Origin of the sequence: Brevundimonas sp., from assembly GCF_044336875.1 — a bacterium.
Classification (GTDB): Bacteria; Pseudomonadota; Alphaproteobacteria; order Caulobacterales; family Caulobacteraceae; genus Brevundimonas.
This window is the reverse complement of record NZ_JBIIOP010000006.1, coordinates 126623-144257: the sequence shown is the minus strand read 5'-3', so window position 1 is coordinate 144257 and position 17635 is coordinate 126623. Positions and strand designations below refer to the sequence as shown.

At 63.6% G+C, this 17635-nt stretch carries 19 protein-coding genes and 1 tRNA gene; 8 read left to right on the top strand and 12 right to left on the bottom strand.

Features of this window, described 5'->3' with window-relative positions:
• The first annotated feature begins 106 nt into the window (after nucleotides 1–106).
• Nucleotides 107–337, top strand: a complete 231-nt coding sequence (locus ACIQ1T_RS10090; protein WP_395944415.1) for a hypothetical protein — start codon at nucleotides 107–109, stop codon at nucleotides 335–337.
• A gap of 7 nt (nucleotides 338–344) precedes the next feature.
• Here the strand turns inward: ACIQ1T_RS10090 and ACIQ1T_RS10085 are convergent, their stop codons facing one another.
• A complete protein-coding gene (locus tag ACIQ1T_RS10085) occupies nucleotides 345–1238 on the bottom strand; it encodes a LysR family transcriptional regulator (protein WP_395944414.1) in 894 nt (297 codons plus the stop codon).
• A 123-nt stretch (nucleotides 1239–1361) separates the two neighbouring features.
• The gene (locus ACIQ1T_RS10080; RefSeq protein WP_395944413.1) at nucleotides 1362–2102 is read right to left on the bottom strand and encodes an SDR family oxidoreductase; all 741 of its coding nucleotides are present in this window, start codon (nucleotides 2100–2102) and stop codon (nucleotides 1362–1364) included.
• Between the two features lie 568 nt (nucleotides 2103–2670).
• On the opposite strand from ACIQ1T_RS10080, the gene ACIQ1T_RS10075 reads away from it, so the two are divergent.
• The 4 genes from ACIQ1T_RS10075 (at nucleotide 2671) to ACIQ1T_RS10060 (ending at nucleotide 7394) form a co-directional block, all read left to right on the top strand.
• Nucleotides 2671–3366, top strand: a complete 696-nt coding sequence (locus ACIQ1T_RS10075; protein WP_395944412.1) for a molecular chaperone — start codon at nucleotides 2671–2673, stop codon at nucleotides 3364–3366.
• A 16-nt stretch (nucleotides 3367–3382) separates the two neighbouring features.
• Nucleotides 3383–5788 carry a fimbria/pilus outer membrane usher protein gene (locus ACIQ1T_RS10070; protein ID WP_395944411.1) on the top strand — a complete coding sequence of 802 codons (2406 nt, stop codon included), beginning with the start codon at nucleotides 3383–3385 and terminating at the stop codon, nucleotides 5786–5788.
• 47 nt (nucleotides 5789–5835) lie between these two features.
• Nucleotides 5836–6813 (top strand): spore coat protein U domain-containing protein, encoded by a 978-nt coding sequence (locus tag ACIQ1T_RS10065; RefSeq protein WP_395944410.1) that lies wholly within the window; start codon nucleotides 5836–5838, stop codon nucleotides 6811–6813.
• Between the two features lie 101 nt (nucleotides 6814–6914).
• Nucleotides 6915–7394 carry a spore coat protein U domain-containing protein gene (locus ACIQ1T_RS10060; RefSeq protein ID WP_395944409.1) on the top strand — a complete coding sequence of 160 codons (480 nt, stop codon included), beginning with the start codon at nucleotides 6915–6917 and terminating at the stop codon, nucleotides 7392–7394.
• Between the two features lie 113 nt (nucleotides 7395–7507).
• Here the strand turns inward: ACIQ1T_RS10060 and ACIQ1T_RS10055 are convergent, their stop codons facing one another.
• Entirely contained in the window at nucleotides 7508–8098 is a 591-nt protein-coding gene (locus tag ACIQ1T_RS10055) for a TetR/AcrR family transcriptional regulator (RefSeq protein ID WP_395944408.1), read from the bottom strand.
• Nucleotides 8099–8260: 162 nt separating this feature from the next.
• On the opposite strand from ACIQ1T_RS10055, the gene ACIQ1T_RS10050 reads away from it, so the two are divergent.
• Both ACIQ1T_RS10050 and ACIQ1T_RS10045 read left to right on the top strand, forming a co-directional pair.
• Entirely contained in the window at nucleotides 8261–9409 is a 1149-nt protein-coding gene (locus ACIQ1T_RS10050; protein WP_395944407.1) for an MFS transporter, read from the top strand.
• A 39-nt stretch (nucleotides 9410–9448) separates the two neighbouring features.
• Nucleotides 9449–10420, top strand: coding sequence for an alpha/beta fold hydrolase (locus ACIQ1T_RS10045; RefSeq protein WP_395944406.1), 972 nt, complete (start codon nucleotides 9449–9451; stop codon nucleotides 10418–10420).
• 31 nt (nucleotides 10421–10451) lie between these two features.
• Here the strand turns inward: ACIQ1T_RS10045 and ACIQ1T_RS10040 are convergent.
• From ACIQ1T_RS10040 to ACIQ1T_RS10020, 5 genes are all read right to left on the bottom strand, one after another.
• Nucleotides 10452–10526, bottom strand: a tRNA-Gly gene (locus tag ACIQ1T_RS10040).
• A gap of 98 nt (nucleotides 10527–10624) precedes the next feature.
• Nucleotides 10625–11599: a tyrosine-type recombinase/integrase gene (locus ACIQ1T_RS10035; RefSeq protein ID WP_395944405.1), complete on the bottom strand. Its 975-nt coding sequence runs from the start codon at nucleotides 11597–11599 to the stop codon at nucleotides 10625–10627.
• A gap of 124 nt (nucleotides 11600–11723) precedes the next feature.
• On the bottom strand, nucleotides 11724–12038 hold the full coding sequence (locus ACIQ1T_RS10030) for a hypothetical protein (protein WP_395944404.1): 315 nt from the start codon (nucleotides 12036–12038) through the stop codon (nucleotides 11724–11726).
• Between the two features lie 147 nt (nucleotides 12039–12185).
• A complete protein-coding gene (locus ACIQ1T_RS10025; protein WP_395944403.1) occupies nucleotides 12186–12509 on the bottom strand; it encodes a hypothetical protein in 324 nt (107 codons plus the stop codon).
• Nucleotides 12510–12588: 79 nt separating this feature from the next.
• A complete protein-coding gene (locus ACIQ1T_RS10020; RefSeq protein ID WP_395944402.1) occupies nucleotides 12589–12978 on the bottom strand; it encodes a hypothetical protein in 390 nt (129 codons plus the stop codon).
• Between the two features lie 157 nt (nucleotides 12979–13135).
• Between ACIQ1T_RS10020 and ACIQ1T_RS10015 the strand changes: the two genes are divergently transcribed.
• Nucleotides 13136–13396 carry a helix-turn-helix domain-containing protein gene (locus ACIQ1T_RS10015; protein ID WP_395944401.1) on the top strand — a complete coding sequence of 87 codons (261 nt, stop codon included), beginning with the start codon at nucleotides 13136–13138 and terminating at the stop codon, nucleotides 13394–13396.
• Nucleotides 13397–13428: 32 nt separating this feature from the next.
• Here ACIQ1T_RS10015 and ACIQ1T_RS10010 read toward each other — a convergent pair whose 3' ends face one another.
• From ACIQ1T_RS10010 to ACIQ1T_RS09995, 4 genes are all read right to left on the bottom strand, one after another.
• Nucleotides 13429–13584, bottom strand: coding sequence for a hypothetical protein (locus tag ACIQ1T_RS10010; protein ID WP_395944400.1), 156 nt, complete (start codon nucleotides 13582–13584; stop codon nucleotides 13429–13431).
• Between the two features lie 132 nt (nucleotides 13585–13716).
• Complete coding sequence (locus ACIQ1T_RS10005) at nucleotides 13717–15228, bottom strand: recombinase family protein (RefSeq protein ID WP_395944399.1); 1512 nt, start codon at nucleotides 15226–15228, stop codon at nucleotides 13717–13719.
• 383 nt (nucleotides 15229–15611) lie between these two features.
• Nucleotides 15612–16541 (bottom strand): hypothetical protein, encoded by a 930-nt coding sequence (locus ACIQ1T_RS10000; RefSeq protein ID WP_395944398.1) that lies wholly within the window; start codon nucleotides 16539–16541, stop codon nucleotides 15612–15614.
• Nucleotides 16538–17533 (bottom strand): hypothetical protein, encoded by a 996-nt coding sequence (locus tag ACIQ1T_RS09995; RefSeq protein ID WP_395944397.1) that lies wholly within the window; start codon nucleotides 17531–17533, stop codon nucleotides 16538–16540. Before ACIQ1T_RS09995 ends, ACIQ1T_RS10000 begins: the two co-directional genes overlap by 4 nt.
• Between the last annotated feature and the right edge of the window lie 102 nt (nucleotides 17534–17635).

Here is a 17635-nt window from a genome sequence, read left to right as displayed (position 1 = left end):
CCGTGACCTGAGGCGCCTGAGCGGGGCGAACGCCCCGCTCCTGACCGGGATGGCCGTATAATTGCGTAGTTCCAGGCGAACTTCCCGCTTTGGAACAGGTGACGTGATGGCTGCCCAACAGACCGATTTCGCCTTGCAACTGGCCGAGGTCCAGCCGGGCCTGTGGAACTGGCGTGTGCTGGACCAGGAGGGCGAAGTGGCTCTGACCGGCGCCGCCACCGCCCGGGACACCGCCTATGAACAGGGCGAACTGTTCCGTCGCTACCTGTGCCGTTTCAGCGCGGCCAGACGCGGCCCGTTCCCCGACGGAACGGTCAGTCCCCGCCTGAAGCGCTGACGCGCCGTCAGAGCCTTCCGCGCAGGGCGTCCAGCAACAGGCGGAACGCGGCGGAAGACTGGCGGCGGCTCGGATAGTACAGGTGAAAGCCGGGAAAGGGCGGGCACCAGTCCTCCAGCACCCGGACCAACCGACCGTCATCGACATGGCCCCTGACGCTGCCTTCCAGCATGAAAGCCAGGCCGTCGCCCGCCAGGCAGGATCGGATGACGAGGTCGTCGTCATTGGTCGTCAGCTGTCCCTGGACCGGGGCGTTCACCGTTCGATTGTTCTGTGAGAACTCCCAGAGTCTCAGGGCGCCCGTGTCGCTCATTCGGCGGTTGATGCACAGATGGCCGGCGAGCTCTTGCGGGGTTTTCGGGATCGGCCTCTCCACGAAATAGGCGGGAGCGCCCACCACCGCCATCCGCATGTCGCCGCTGAGCGGGACGGCGATCATGTCCTTGTCGATATTCTCGCCGAGCCGGACCCCCGCGTCATACCCGTCGCGGACGATGTCGACGAAGCTGGAATTCACATCGATCTCGACCTGGATCGACGGATACAGGGCCAGCAGCCGGCTGACTGCGGGACCGAGAATGGTCAGCGCGGCGTATTTGCTGCTCGTGATCCGCAGCCTGCCCGCCGGCCGGTTGCGGGTCTCGTTGAGCCGCAACAACTGGTCCTTGATGCCGTCGAGCGCCGGCCTGAGGGTCTCGACCAGCTGCCTCCCGGCGTCCGTCGGCGCGACGGTTCGGGTCGTGCGGGTCAGAAGGCGGACGTCGAGCCGCTCTTCCAGACGCCTGACAGTCTCGCTCAACGAGGATTGCGAGGTTCCCAGCCTGGCGGCGGCGCGCGTGAAGCTCTTCGCTTCCGCCACGGCCAGGAAGGCGATCAGATCTCCAAGTTCATTGCGCTTCATTCGAGACCGTCCGCATGGGCGTCGGAGGCGGGCTCGACGCCGCCTCCAGGCGGACGTGCGGCGTGCCGGCGCGTCGGCGTTCCGGCGCTTTCGGCTCCCATCCGCATCCTGTCGCGCGCGCCTTCAGACATTCTGCGGCGCGAGGTCGAACAGCGTCTCATCAATATCGACATCCTCGGGCTGGCTGATCGCGAACAGAACGCTCCGGGCGAAACTCGACGCCGGAATGGCGATGCGCCTGTAATAGGCCGTCAGGGTGTCGTGACGGGTCGGGTCCGCGCCCTCCTCCATCGGCCCGCCGCCAAGTATCGCTCCCGGCGACAGGATCGTTGACCGTATGTTGTAGGGTCTGACCTCCTTGCGCAGGCCCTCCGAAATGGCGCGCACCGCGTATTTGGTCGCACAATAGACAACGACCGCCGGATTGACGACGTGACCGGCGATCGATGAGACGTTCATGATGTGGCCGCTCTTCTGCGCCTTCATGTGCGGCAGCGCTGCGGCGATTCCGTACAGGACGCCTTTGACGTTGAGATCGATGATCCGGTCCCACTCATTGATGCGCAAATGCTCCAGCAGCCCCGTCGGCATGATTCCGGCGTTGTTGATCATCACATCGATGCGGCCGTGCAGCGCCACGGCGTGATCAACGAGAGCCCTGACCTGGTCGGGGTTGACGACGTCGGTCTCGCGGATGGCGTCCTGGTCGATACCGAGTTCGTCGGCGAGGACTTGCAGTTGGTCGAGGCGACGCGCGCCCAGAACCACCCGTGCGCCGGCGCGAACCAGATGCCGGGCCGTTTCCGCGCCCAGGCCGCTGCCGGCTCCGGTGATCACGACAACCTTGCCCGACACGTTTACCATAAATCTTATCCTTACTTGTCCTGAATCGACAACTACTTAACTAAAACACCACATCAAGGATGATTTAGTAGCCGAATCTTATCCTGCAAGGTGACTAGTGCGCCAACGCGCCGGTGATTAGGCGCCCAAATCATATGAGCCCTATCGCTCCTGAAGATAAATGCGGCTTCCGCCCCATCGTGACGGCACGCCGTGACATACGGCCATCTTACATTTTGTTATTTCAAGATATTTTTTGATTCAACCTCTCACATTCACAGCCTGGACGAGAGACCAGAGGTCCAATCGGACGAACTCTGATTGTCTAATATTCCCTTGACGGGCGAGTTCAGGCCGACGATTTAAGCGGCCGCTCAGCTTCGTCGTTAAGAATTCAAATCAAGTAATAATATCGTTCAAATTACTTGGAATGATATTCCGATCCCAATCCATAGACCGATTTAAGTACCGCAAAGATCTATTTTCTCGGAAATAAAGCTAACTTCGCGCTCCCCCTCGATTGATTACCAAACATAACCACCATGTTCATGCGCTCGCGTTTTCTCGTGGCGGCCCTCGCGGTCGGCCTTTGACGTCACACGCCGCCCAGGCGGCGTCCCTGCGGATATCGCCGATCAGCCTTCAGATGACGCCGACCCAGAGAGGCGCCGCCCTGACCCTGACCAACACCGGGACTGAGGCCGCAAGCTTCCAGATTCGGCTGTTTCGCTGGTCCCAGGTCGACGGCGAGGATCGCCTGGAGCCCGCGCCCGAGACGATCGTGAGCCCGCCCTTCGCCGCCATTCCGGCCGGCGCGGCCTACACGGTCAGGATTGCGCGCCCTGCCTCGCAGACGGCCGGATCGGAGATCGGCTACCGCCTCGTCATCGACGAACTGCCCAAGACCTCGGAGGCGCGGCGCGAGGGGGTGGGGGTGGCCATGCTGTTACGCGCCTCGGTGCCGGTCTTCGTGACGCCTTCGAACGCACAGGCGCGGATCGAGTGGCGCGCCTGGAAGGACGAGACCGGCCTCCACGTCGAGGCGGTCAATCGCGGAGATCGGCGCGCGCGAATCGCCGGGCTGACGGCGCGCACCGCCGAGGGTCGCGACATTCGTTTCGGCGACGGACTGAACGCCTATGTTCTTGCCGGCGCGTCACGCCGGTTCGATGCGCCCTTGATCGGACCAGACGGCGCAGAGTCGCTTTCGTCCCGCACCCTCACGCTCACGGCTCAAGACGGCGGGCGACGGATCAGCGAGTCTGTCCTTGTCGGCGGTGATTGACCATGGGCCGAAGCGCATGCGCCGCCGCTGGAGCGTGGGAATACTGCTCGCTGCGGCCTGCGGCGTCGCCCCCGCCTGGGCCGATCCCGAGATCCGCATGACCGCCCCCGGAATCCCCGATCCGTCCGGCCCGCCTGCGCCGGCCGATGCGCCGGTCCGGATGGTGCTCGAGGCCTTCGTCAACGGCGCCCCGACCCATCAACTGCTGGTTCTGCGCCGATTGCCGAACGGCGAGTTCATGGCGCGCGCCGACGAACTGCAGGCCATACGGATCAGGACCGACGGCCTGGAGACGGGCGAGACGGAGATCCTCCTGTCCCGTCTCGGCGTGATCGCCCAGTATGACGAGGCGCGCCAGACGATCGCATTGACGGCGCCCGTCGAGCGGCTCGAACCCCACCGGATCGACATCGGCGGAGATCGTCAGCCGACCGACATCAGCGACCTGCGGCCGCTGAACGGCGTGATCCTGAACTATGGCCTCTATGCACAGGGCGGATCCGAGCAGGCGTCGCTCAGCGGCGACGTCGAGGTCGTCGGCCTGTCCGGCGTTGGGGCGGTCTCCAACTCCGCCCTTTTCAGAAGCGGAGGAGCCTTCGGCGACGACGCGCTGGTCCGGCTCGACAGCCGCTGGCGGCGGATCGACCCACTGGCTGTCCGGTCCTATCTGGCCGGCGATTTCGCCAGCAACGCCCTGGCCTGGACCGGCAGCGTTCGTCTGGCGGGTTTCCAGATCGCCAGCGCATTCGAACAGCGGACCGACATAGTCACGACCGCCCTGCCGCAATTCTCGGGCGCAGCCGCGCTCCCCTCCACGCTCGACCTCTATGTGGGCCAACAGCGCATCTTCTCGGGTGAAACGCCGTCAGGCCCCTTCACCTTGCAGGGCCTGCCGTTCGTCGCCGGCGACGACATCCGCCTCATCCTGACCGACGCGGCCGGCCGCCAGATCGAGACCAGCCGATCCTACTATTATCTCGGTCGCCAACTGAAGGCCGGCCTGCTGCAGTATTCCGTCGACGTCGGAGCGCCGCGCCTGAACTACGGCCGGACCTCCTTCGACTATGACGACACGGTCTTCGCCGCGGCGTCGGGGCGCTACGGCGTCAGCGATCGCCTGACCGTGGAGGCGCGAACCGAAGGCGCGGCGGACGGCCTGATCGGCGGCGGCATCGGCGTGGTGCAGTCGCTGGGCGGCCACGGGGCCGTGCTCGGCTCGCTGTCGGCAAGCCGCTACAGGCAGGCGTCCGGGGGGAAATACACCCTGGAGGCCCAGGGTCGATGGCGCGGCCTTCAACTGTTCGCCACGACCGAACGCACCTTCGGCGACTATTACGACCTCGTCCGGGTGTCGCTGCACCGGGACGCCGACCGACGCCGATCCACGGCGGTGAATTGGGGGGACACGACAGAAGCGGCGCACATCGTCGATCGTGCGGGCGTGACCTACGCACCGGGGTTCGACCGGTCCGTCGTCAATCTGTCCTATGCCCGGATCGCGACGACAGGCCTCGACCAGCGCACGGTCAACCTGTCCCTGGCGCGGCCGATAGGCGACCGGAGCAGCCTCTATGTCAGCGGCTACGCCGACCTCGACGGGCGAGATCGCTACGGCGTCTTCGCCACGATCAGCCTGCGTTTCGGGGGAGGCGTCAGCGCCAGCACAAGCCTTGTCGGCGACGCACGGCGAACCGGCGTCGAGAGCCAGATCGGCCGGTCGTCCGGCCAGAGACGGGGCGATCTGGGCTGGAACCTGTCCGCGCGCCGGTATGACGACGGCGGCGAACAGCACACGGCCTCGGTCAGCTATCGGACGGCCCAGGCGGCCTGGCGGGCGCAACTGGACCAGGGAACGGCGGGATGGCGGTTCGGCGTTCAGGCCGAGGGGGCGGTCGTGGCGGCGGGCGGGGGCGTTTTCGCCGCCAATCGTGTCGGCGAGGCCTTCGCCGTCGTCCGGAACGCCGGACCGGGCGTCGAGGTGATGCAGGGCGGCGTGCGCATGGGGCGCACGGACGCCGACGGCCGCGCATTACTGCCGGCCCTGATTCCCTACTACGGTCACCGGATCGCCATCGATCCGATCGACCTGCCTGAGGGTTGGGAAGCCGAGGCGACCGAGAGGACCGTCGTGGCCGGGTGGCGCCAGGGCGGCGTCGTCGATTTCGGTGCGCGCAAGGTCCAGTCGGCCGTCATCGTGATCCAGCGACCGGATGGAAGCCTGCTGCCGCCAGGCCTCGCAGTCCGGCGCAACGGGCGGGACGCCGGCGTCTCGGGCTATGACGGCCAAGTCTATCTCCGGGATCTGGAGGCGCACAACACTGTCGCCGTCGATCTCGGCTCGGCGGGAATCTGCCACGCCGTGTTCGACCATGATCTCGCCGGCCCGGTACAGCCGACGATCGGGCCAGTCCTGTGTCGCTAGTGCGCCCCGGTCAGAACTGGAGCCAGGTCGCGGGATGGATCGGCGCGATGACCCTGGCCGGCGGGGCGCCGTTTGCGCCGCTGCCGGCGGTCGCCCAGACCGTGCGGATCGAGGCCTGCACCGCTGCTGTGGACGGCGCACAGGGCGCCTATGTCAGCGGGACGGCGCCGCAGATCTCGCCCGAGATCAGCGTCAGTTGCGACTGGGCCTCGGCCGCGACCGGCGAGCCGCCGGGAAGCGCCGTCGTCTGCCTGGCCTTCACGCGCGTCGGCGGTCCAGCGCTTCGCTTCGGGACGGACGAGATTCCCTACGACCTCTCGGCGGGCGCCGCCTCGGGCCCGGTCCTCGCGGACGCAGCCTGGGCCGCGTTCACCACTCTGGACATTCCGGCAGTGGCCGACGGCCAGGGCGCCACCACCCGCGCCGTGACCCGGATCCATCTTCGCCTGCCGGACGAGCCCGCCGGCCGCGCGGGCCTCTATGCGGGAACCCTCGGCCTGGAAGGCTATGTCGCGGCATCGGACACGGGGGCGGCGTGCGACGGGACATCGGGGCGTGTCGCCGGCGGAACATTCACGGCGACGACGGAACTCTTGGTCGAACTGACGGCCTGGTGCGGAATTCTGACCACGGAGGCGGTCCGGTTCGGCGTCCTGGAAGGCGGCGGACAATTGTCCGAAGCCGCCACCGGCCAAGGCGGCGTCGCGGTCCAGTGCGGCGAGGGCGCCGCCTACACCCTGTATTTGGGCGACGGCCTGTTCCCCGCCGACGGTGAGCGTCGGATGACCGACGGCCAGGGGCACAGCCTGCCATACCGCCTCTGCAAGGATGCGGGCTGTCTTGAACCCTGGAGCGAAGACGGCCTGGCCGCCGGCGTCGGCGGCGTCGGCGGCGTCGGCGGCGTGACCAAGGTGTTCGGGGAGGGTTCCGCCCTGACCACCGTACACGGATCGATCCCGCGTGGAACGCGCCTCGTCCACGCCGGAACCTACACAGACACGGTGCGCGTCACGGTGGCCTACTGATGGCCGCCGCCCGCGCCCCCACCGCCTATCCCCCCGATCAGGGCGTCGGGGAGATGGATCACCGCGCCATCCGGCGCTTATCGCCCCTCGAAAGGATTCCCATGCGTACCCTCATCCTCGGCGCTGCGGCGCTGGTCGCCTCCATCGCGGCTCCGGCCTTCGCCCAAACCTCCAGCACGTCCGATCTCTCGGTGACGGCGACCGTGCCCCCGACCTGCGAAATCACCAATGCAGAAGCCCTCGACTTCGGCGACGTCGGTCCCGTGGAAGAGGCGCTCGGCCAGTCGGACGTCACCCTCGCCTGCACCGCCGACACCGCCTTCTCGCTGACGGCCAATACCGGCACGACGGGCGGACGCACCCTGACGGACGGCGTGTCCAGCCTCAGCTATGTGCTTTACAGCGACCAGACTCGCGCCACGCCGCTGACGGCCACGGCAGGGATCGCCGACACATCGGATGCGACCACCGGGGCCGCCACGGCCACCATCTACGCCCGCATCCCGGCCGCGGCGGCGAACACGGCGCGTCTGGCTTCCGATGCGCTCGAAGACACGGTCACCCTGACCGTGACTTACTGAGGCCCCGCCTCGCAGTCCCGTTCCGCCACTGCGGGACGGGGCCGTCGGCTCCACGAGCCGGCGTTGATCCTCCGAAAGAACCCAGGTTGCCGCAAGGCGCTGGGCCTGAGCCCCTACCAAGCCAGCATTACATGGTCGATGGATTGCTCAAGCTGCCTGGTCGTTGCGCCGTCCCTTGCGGCGATGGAAATGCCCAGGAGGAAGGTGTTGAAGAGCACGCTGAGGCCCTCGACATCGGCGGTCTGGGGGAGTTGGCCGATTGAAACGGCTCGCTGGATCTGAGCCTTGATCGCGTCGCGATTTCGCTGCCGCTCCTGACGCAGGGCCGTAACCACGGCCTCATCACAAGCATCGCTGTTCCCATCGCCCAGGGCGATAAGGCAACCTGAGGGATGGTGGGCTTCGGTCTGCATCCGCGCCGAGCCTCTCAGACAGTTTTCGATCGCCTGCCGTGGGGGGATTGTGTCGTCCCGCAAGGCGTCGGTGACCCGTCCCTGGGTGGACCGGTAAAGAGCAAGAACTTCCTGAAAGAGCTCCGCCTTGGATCCGAAGGCGGCGTAGAAGCTGGTCGCGGACAGCCCCCCCATCGCTTCCTTGAGTTGACTGAGCGACGTCAGCTCGTAGCCGTGCCGCCAGAACAAGGTAAGCGCCGCCTCCAGGGCCTGGTCCCGATCGAACGTCCGCGGTCTGCCGGTTCGCGCCATCGCTCACCTCCTTCTCGTTTTATGTACTACTCGATACGAAAGTCGTTGACCAGATAAGCATGCACGGCTACTTCCGCACCGCTCGGTACATAAGTAGTGGACGCCATGCCTGAAACCCAGTCAAAAACCCCTCCGTCCGGCCCCCCGGCGGATCGAATGCCGGTGGCCGCGCTGCTCGCTCTGGCCATGACGGGATTCATCTGCATCGCCACCGAGACCTTGCCGGCAGGCCTGCTGCCGCAGGTCGCGGACGGGCTTGGCGTATCCCAGTCCCTGGCGGGGCAAACCGTGGCCGCCTATGCGCTCGGATCGCTCGTCGCCGCGATCCCGCTGACGCTTCTGACCCAGACCTGGTCACGTCGATCGGTCCTGCTGCTGACCGTCTTCGGCTTCCTGGTCTTCAACTCCTTGACGGCGCTTTCCCAGAACTACGGGCTGACGCTCATCGTGCGCTTCCTGGCGGGGGCCGCAGCGGGCCTGGCCTGGAGCCTGCTGGCCGGTTACGCGCGCCGGATGGTCGCCCCTCACCAGCAGGGTCAGGCCATGGCCATCGCCATGGTCGGCACCCCGATCGCCCTGTCGCTCGGCGTGCCTCTTGGGACATGGCTCGGCGCGACCTTGGGCTGGCGCCTCGCCTTCGGAGTCATGTCCTTGATGTCGATCGGGCTGATCGCCTGGATTCTTCTCGCCGTGCCCAACTATCCCGGTCAGAAGGCCGGCAAGGGCATCCCCCTCGGCCGCGTGGCGGGACTGGCGGGCGTACGCGCCGTCCTCGGCGTGGTGCTGTTCTGGATGCTCGCCCACAATCTGCTCTACACCTATATCGCGCCGTTCGCCGCCCGCGCAGGCTTGGCGGACCGCGTCGATCTTGTCCTGTTCATCTTCGGCGCAGCGGCGCTGATCGGCATCTGGATCTCCGGCCGCTTCGTCGATCGCGCCCTGCGGGCCTCGGTGCTGGTCGCGCTGTCGATCTTTGCAATCACCGCCCTCGCCCTGATCCTGGCGGGATCCCATCCGGCCGTGCTGCTCGTGGCGACCGCCGCCTGGGGCCTGACGTTCGGCGGCGCCGCAACACAGTTGCAGACCGCGCTCGCCGACACGGCGGGTGACGGCGCGGACATCGCCCTCTCGATGAACGTGGTCGTATGGAACGGCGCCATCGCGGCCGGCAGTCTCCTCGGCGGAATTCTTCTCGGGAAGGGCGGCGCCGGGACCTTCCCGCCTGCGGTTCTCGCCCTGACGCTCATCGCCCTATCCATCGCCTTCACCGCGCGCGCCACGGGTTTCCCGCCCGGCCCTCGGCGGGCCTGAACCTCTCCCATTCCCCATTCCTCACAGGACAAACTCGAAATGCTCAAGAAACTCATCGCTGCGACCGCGCTTGCTGCGGCGCTCGCCACCACGGCTGCACAGGCCCAGACGCAAGTTGCGCAGGCCCAGGCACAGACGGAGTTTCCAGTCCCGGCCGGGTTCGAAAGCAGGACCACCCGCGTTGACGACGTCGATCTTCACTATGTGAAGGGCGGATCAGGCCCCCTGGTCCTGCTGGTCCACGGATTCGGCCAGAGCTGGTACGAGTGGCATCAGTTGATGCCGGAACTCGCACGCACCCACACCGTGGTCGCAGTCGACCTTCCTGGTTTGGGACAATCCAGCCCGCCCCCGTCCTATGTCGGCCAGGACGTCGCCGCGACACTGCACGCCTTCGCCAAACAACTGAGCCCGAATGCGCCGTTCGACCTGGTCGCGCATGACATCGGCATCTGGAACACCTATCCGATGGCGGTCCAGAACCAGCAGGACATCCGCCGGCTGATCTTCATGGAAGCGCCGATCCCGGATGAACGCATCTATGATTTCCCGGCCTTCACCCCGCAGGGCGAATCTCTCGTCTGGCACTTCAGCTTCTTCGCGGCGAAGGGCGACCTGGCCGAGACGCTGGTGACCGGTCACGAGCGGATGTTCCTGGAGCATTTCATCAAGGAACACGCCACCAATCGGGCCGCCTTCTCGGACGAGCTTCTGGACCTCTACGCCGCATCCTACGCCAAGCCCCAGGCGCTCAAGGCCTCGTTCGACTACTACCGCGCCCTCAACGAGACCGCAGCGCGGAACAAGCCTCTTTCGGCGACGCGGCTGACCATGCCGGTCCTGGCGATCGGCGGAGGCGGGCACGGCGGCATGGGCCAGTTCCAGGTCGATCAGCTTCGCGAATACGGGACCGATGTCGAGGGCCTGGTCATCCCGGATTGCGGACACTGGCTGCCCGAGGAATGCGCCGCCCCTTTGAACCAGGCCGTCGCCGAGTTCCTGAGGCGCTAGTCGCACCAGGCGGCCTCTGCGCCGTTGGATTTGGAGCGGGTGAGGGGAATCGAACCCCTGACATTCAGCTTGGGAAGCTGACGTTCTACCTCTGAACTACACCCGCATTTCCCAACGATTTCAATCGCTTGACACCACGCAGAAAGGAACAAACATGCACCGTTTACTGCGTGGTTTACAGCGTTGTTCGCCAGCTGTTCCGATCTATCCCGTCACTTCGGCCTGAGCAAGGCGCTCTATTACCTTCCTGGCGATCGCGCCGGGATCCACATAGCGGTGGAGGATGCGATCGACGCTCCTCTCTTCCCAGCCCATTATCTTGGCCGTTTCAAACGAAGTGCATCCAGCGAGAAGCAGTCGCGTCGCAGCAGTGCCTCGGAGGTCATGCAGACGCTTAGCAACCCCAGCGGCGGCTGCCGCCCTTATGAAGGCTTGGGTGACGGACGCTGGAAGCCACTTCCCACCCTTCTCCGTGGTCAAAATGAACGCGGATGGGATCGCTCCCCTAGCGACGCTCTCTCTCCGTTCTTCAGCAAGGTCGTCGATGATGGCCCTTGCCGCCGGAGTAAGAGGCACTGTCGCAGTCACTCGCCCGCTACTCTTGCCTGTATTCACCTCTAGGTGGTCGTCTCGAACTTGACCCCATTGCAGTTCAACCAGGTCGCCTCGCCGGAGTCCGGTCGCGGCTGCAAGACCGATCACGTGACGAGCACGGGGAGTTGCTTTTGCCAGTATGGCGGCGAGCTCATCGTCGGTCACGATTTGGTCGGCTCGATTGACGTTGTGGAGCTTCTTGAACGACGCCGCCGGGTTCGCTTCGACCAAGCCCTCCTCCATGCCGAAAGACAGGACGCGCCGCAGAACCTGGATGCCATAATCAGCCTTCCGTGGGGTGTCTGCCATGGAGTTCCGCCAACGTTTGATCGCGTTTCTAGCCCCAGCCGCCTTGAGGAGACGTAGCTCTAGGCTTCCAAACTGATTGTCGATCTTATCGAGCCAGGGAGACCATTGAGCTCGCGTTGTTTTAGCCAGCTTCGGCAAACCTTCCGGGTCGCCACGATAGAGGACGACTAGGTCGTGGACCGTTTTGGTTGGCTTCTGCCCTGCAACGCGAGATGCCGCATAGCTCTTCACCAGTTCGTCAACGCCGGCGAGTTCGGCATGTCGGGCGGTTTGCATATCTCGACCAGAATATGTTGCCAGTCGCGGCGCGCCTCGCCCACGATATGCGTAGATGTGAATATGGTATCGACCATCCGATAGGCGGCGAACGACGCGGTGTATGTGGGGCAGAGATGGTCGCTTAATGCCCATTGCCAGCCTCCCAGGCGGCAAAGTCGGCTTCAAGATCGGTTGCTTGCGAGCTGGCAACTCCGATGCCACCGAGCCCATCCAACCACTGATCAAGTGCGACCCGATCCCAACGTGGCGCGGCGTCACCATTTGAAGCGAGAGACACCGGCGTGACGGGGATGCGGCGCAGAATATCTGTCGACTTGTAGCCGACATACGTCGCGGCCTGCTGTGCAGTGAACATACGAGGCTGGATTGATTGGAGGCGTGCAGGGCGCACGTTGGGGATCACGTCAGAGGACGTGGAGAACGGTTCCAGGTTCATTGGGAACTTACTCTGAGGCAGTCAGTAAGGCGCTGCCGCCGCCTTTGAGCCCCGATTACTCGGGGATGAGGACAAGCAGCACGCCTGTGCCGACTTGATAAGAGAAGTTTACCACATCGCGAGAGAAACACAAGGTTTTCCCGGCATTTAGATGCTTGTCGGGCTGGATTTCACCGATCGCTTTTCAGAGCTGTAGTCCACCCAGGCCAGCTTCGGACGACCACCGGAGAAAACCAGCTTCCAGGTGCCGACTCTCCGTCCAGCAGGGACGGTAGCGTCTCCCAGAAAGCGCTCCCCTTCTTCGACCAGCCAGTGGACGCCTAGGTTCGCGTACATCTCGGCGTGGGACTTCGTGCGTTCAGTGAGGACGCCGCACGAGTACGCGACAGCATCCTGTTGCTCGTTGCAGATGATCGGCTCGAGTCCTGAGATTTGGTCTCCGAGCATGGTGATGAGGTTGTAGGTAGTCATGGTCGCTCCAATGTTTGGATGGAGCGACCGTAACCTACGCAATGTCAGTTGGTTGTGGCTTTTGCCCGGCTCGTACCGGCTAGTTGGATTTCACGCTCGTATCGAGCCAGTCCATGCACGACAGGGCGTCAGGAGCACTCGCATCGCCCTTGCAGGCTCCGAAACTCGCGTTGAACATGCACCGGCTTGCATCTCGCGCCTGTGGCTTCAGATCGGGGAACTTCGCCGGGTCAGACTCCGACTCGAGCTCGACATGTCCACTGCCCGACCAGATGAAGCGCTGCTTTCCGGCGTAGCCGCCGAGCCGGTTCTTTCCATTGACCCAGCCACAAACTGAAGTCGCGGTAGCAGTCACGTCGCTGAAGAGAACCGAAGTGGGGTCGATCATCTCCGAGGTCACCGCCTGTTGCGCCGTTTCGATTTGCTCCCGCTGACGAGCTCCTTCCTGATCGCACCCAGCGATCATCAAGGTCAGGATCCCGACCACCGTATATGCACCAAACGCCCTCACTGAACGCCTCTGCGTTTAGTCGCTTCCATCTTCACCCCGCATCTCCGCTATGCTCCCATGATAGAAGCACTTCCGCCGACCTCTAGCCAATGCCTTCCACTAGGGGAAGGCGGCGATGCAACGAGTGTGGGTTCAGTCCCCCTCCTATGAGACGGCGGTCAGCCTCCTCGTCGAGCGCCGTCAGTCGCTTGGACTGTCGCAGCGGGACTTGGCGGCAAAGATGGGGAAGCCATACTCGTTCGTCGCGAAGGTCGAGACGAAGGGGCGTCGGCTCGATTTCGTAGAGTTCGTCGCGTACGCACGAGCCCTCGGGCTTGCGCCCTCAGATCTCATCGACGAGGTGGCGAACGCAGTGGGTGACGATATTATTTTCTGACCAACGAGCGTCGCGTTGGTAGAGCGAAGGGGTCAGCGAGGGTCGATAACCCGCGCTCGCTCAGCAGCTTCCTCTGCGGCGATCAATCGATCGAGTTGATCGCTCCGTCGCTTCAGGAAGACGCCATAGATCGCCAAGGGGCCGATGATGACGAGTAGAGCAAGGATCCCTTGGAGTTCGTTCGGCATGCTGCAAATCCCGCTCAGCACAAAGACTTAGCCGATATAAACACTATCCCTTCGGAGTCGTAAAATGCCTGATCCGTTGACCAGGTGGGGCGGGATGGAGGGGGACCTGAAAATCAGAGAGGAGCCACGGCCCTAATCGCGCTCCAGAGCAGAGGCACCGGCAGGCGCGCGCGCCCTCTCCCACCAGCTAATGGGCACTGCTTCACCGCCGACTACGCGCAGCCGCAGCGCTTCAGCCTCCTCTGAAGTTAGCGTCTCATCCCAGCTCCGGTTGAACTTCGAGTTCTGAAGCTTGCCTGGCCTATATCCCGCCAGTGCGTAAAGCCGCCGCCCTCCCCCGAACCGGGTCGCTAGAAGCTGATACGCAGCACGGCCAAGCTCGGCATTAATCAGGCTCATGGACAACCGACCGTGCTCAGCGAGCAAGCGTCTAAGAAGGCTGATCACACCCTCAGCGCCCAAACCATCAACGGTGTGCTGCGCCGATTTCACCTTTCGATGTTCTTGCAAGCTTCGTGAAGAGGCGGTCTGGCGAAGAGTCGGCTCATAGCCAACTAGTTGATAGGCGTTGTTGATAGACCCGAAACGCCTGACAAATCGGTGCGCGTTGGGGATTTCCCTCGCAGAGTTGATGAGCTTAGCATTTAGCGTCCCGTGGCGCTTTAGCACCCGCGCTAAGCCATCAAGCATCTGCCGATCGGTGAGCGGTGTCCGGTTGCGGTGCAGGCGAGCTTGAGCTGCGTCGAACGTCCGCTGGTCAACGAGGGCTTCAAACGCTCCGGGCACACAAACCCACTCGGACCTTGGCAGGTACTCTGGGTTTGTCGCTCGCATCCGGCGACGGGATTTTCTGACGACGTTCGTGCCTGCGTACCGGGGGCTAGTGAGGATGTGGTGGACGTAGTGCGCATTCCAGGGGCGGCGGCCCTCACGGCAGTGACCCGATTGGGTCAGGCGACGTGCGATTGTGTTGATGCCCAACTTCTCATCCACAAACATTCGGAAGATGCTCCTGATGACGGCGACTTCATCAGCGGGACCGAGCACGAGTGTGGTGCGTCCGTTCTGGGGACCTTTTCGCTCACCACTCTCCATCACTCGTCCAAGGGTGCCATCGGCCAGCAGATGCCGTCGACGAAGCCCGTAACCCGGCGGGCCGCCTTGCCAGAAGCCGGCAGCTCCAAGTTGATCCTTGGCTTGGGCTACCTTTGCGGAGAGTTCCCGGCTGTACTCCGCCGCCATCATCCGCTTGAGGTTCTTCAGCAGGGTTGCGGTGAAGCTGCCGTCGTTTTCGAACTGCTCGGCGCAGTATTTGACGGCTACCCCCGCTTCGACGCAGAGGAACTCGTAGTGGGCGGCCTGATCTGGGTTCTGAAACCGACCCCACCGACTGACATCATAGACAAGGATCGCCTCAAAGCCTGGGGATCCGGAAATCACGTCTGCCAACATTGCCTTGAGGCCGGTGCGTTGGTCGATGAGCAGTCCACTCACGCCCTCGTCTGCATAGGTGCGAACGATCTCGTACCCGTTCAGCGCCGCATAGGTAGCGATCGCCGCCTTCTGCTGGAGGATTGAGCTATCCTGGCGTTCAGTCGACATTCGGACGTATTGAGCGGCCCGCGTCATGATCTTTTCCGTCATTCCCGCGCCTCGCAGCACAAGTCAGCCGACTGACTATGGCACATCGGAGTTAGGCTTGCGCCAGGCTAGGCCGCACACCGGGAATGATCCGGCGCTCCCCCGGTAAGGGCTAGCCGTCGCCGTACCGGACGATTGGAGAAGTCGAACTGGTCATTGCCTGAAACTGACGTCGCACGTCATAATCCTTACACCTGCTATCAGGGCAGGCGGTGCTTTAGTGGCGTATGCTCACAACACCTCCCCAGCCCCCGGATTTGTCTAACAGGGCAGCGCAGCGCTGCACTTGAGAAGTCGTGAAATGGTCAGCACCGACCGGGGTGTAAGGGAAGCGTCCCAACCCGGTCGGCACCGAAGGCACCAGGGTGCCGATACGACGACGATCTCTAGGACTTCGGTTCCCACCGCATCCGGTGCGGCTTGAACAAGCGCCTATCCTGACGCTCCACGATCTTCTTGCTGTTCTTATGCTCCAGGTTCGGCGACGGGATCGAAAACACCATCCGGTCTCTCACCAGTGCGAGATTGATCAGGCCCCACACACCATCCTTGGCGAACCGCTTCTCCAGATCGTCCCGGAGAGTGTCGCGGGTCATGTGTGATTGGTCGCCTTGGTGAAGACGGAGGTCGAGATCCTCCTTCGCCAGCACGTCCACACACCGGCATACCAATGCCCTTGCTCTGGTCGCTTCATCAGTAGCATCCCGGCGAGGAGCGGCGCGTGAGAACCGCCAGTCAGGCTCAAGCGTGACCCAGCGGTCGTCCTGCTCAAGGTGCCAGTGCATCCGGTGGAAGACATATTTGATCGCCTTCCGAGCTGCGTCCTCGCTGACAACCTGATCCAGACCGACATATGCCCGGAAACGATCTTGATCGATGGGATCCTCAATCAGCCCGGTGCAGGTTCGAGCGTCGCGCTCCCACTGCTTCAAGGACTGGTCGTAATGGACTCTCAGAGCGTCGCTGAGCGCTATGCAGACCCTTTCCTTAAGTCCTGCCAGGAAAGGCTCTGACTGGGCTTCCTGGGGCACCTGGAGACTCATTTTCCGGATGCTGGTCTTATTCAGGCCGGTCCGGATGAGGTCGGCGATCCACTGGGCGATATGGGCGTTTGCGAAGTCTCGTGTTTCCCAGGCACCGCAGGAGTCGAAGTCTCCTGCGAAAACGTCATCCCACTCGATGTCGAATGTCAAAGGGTCGGCGTTGGCCTGGATGATCCTCCAGTCGGTCAGCTGGGTGATGAAGTCTGCAGCCTCCCAGGCGATGGGGGCGGTGATGTTGTCCGGCATGGTGATGCTCGGGACGGGGGTGATCATTTGTCACCTCCGGATATGTGTCCGTACAGGCCCCGGCATCGCCGCGTCTCCTGCTCCGATATGAGTCGTAGAAGCCGATCAGCGCATACAGGGTCGAGCGCCGGAAGCTTTAGATCGAGCTGTTGCCGGTCGCTTGCAATGACGAGATCAATCAGCCCCCAACAACCGCTTGATGTCATTCGTGAGCCGATTTCGGCCTGCAGCAGTCCTACGACCTCATCGCCGCTCAACGCCCGGAGTTCGACTGCAGGGAGAAGGGCTAGGTAGGCGCAGCTCGCCCGGTAGACGAGATTACGTGCCCGCTCACGAGGTTCGCCGACATGGCGCGCATTCAAGACATCCTTCAGTTTGTAGGGGTCTGCCTTGATGGATGGGGCGCCCGAGGTATCGACAGCGAGGGCCATCGACTTGAACACGTAGTTGAACCCTTGCTTCAAAGGCTTGGGATCGACGACCTGATCCATGCCGAGGTAGCCGCGAACAGCTTTCGCATCCTCTGGCAACTGCCAGGACAGTTCGTCCTCGACCCTCCCGCACCAGATGACGGGGAGACTCTCCCCTCGCAGGTTCAGGTCATTCCGGATCCGAGCAAGAACGAATGATCGCAGATCGTCGAGCTTGGCGCGTTGCGCCGCGAGATCATCACGGATGGTGGCGTCGATCCCGCGATATCGCAGGTGCTGGTGAGTCATCCTGCCGACGATCTGAAGAACCTGATCGGCGACATGACCACGAGCGCGATCTTCGTATCGGGGAGTTTCGATGCCCTCCGCACAAAGTTGGAGATAGGTAGGGTCTTCGACCGAAACGGATACAGGATCCCAGCCGGAGAAATGCAGACACCAGCTGATGTGCTGCGAAACGTAGTTGAGGGCGGCCAACGCAGCGCGTTGGTCGATGACAGCCGGAAGCCAAGATCCGGCAGCAGAAAGCGATTGCATGTCAAACAGGGGAGAGAAGGTTTGATACTGACCCCCTCGGGGATCAGCCACCGACCCCTTCAAGGGTCAGCGGAACCGGAGCGGTGTCCGGGTGAGGAGGTCGAAGCGAACCTCGAACCGTTTAAGCGTGATACAGCAATGCATGCTGTATGT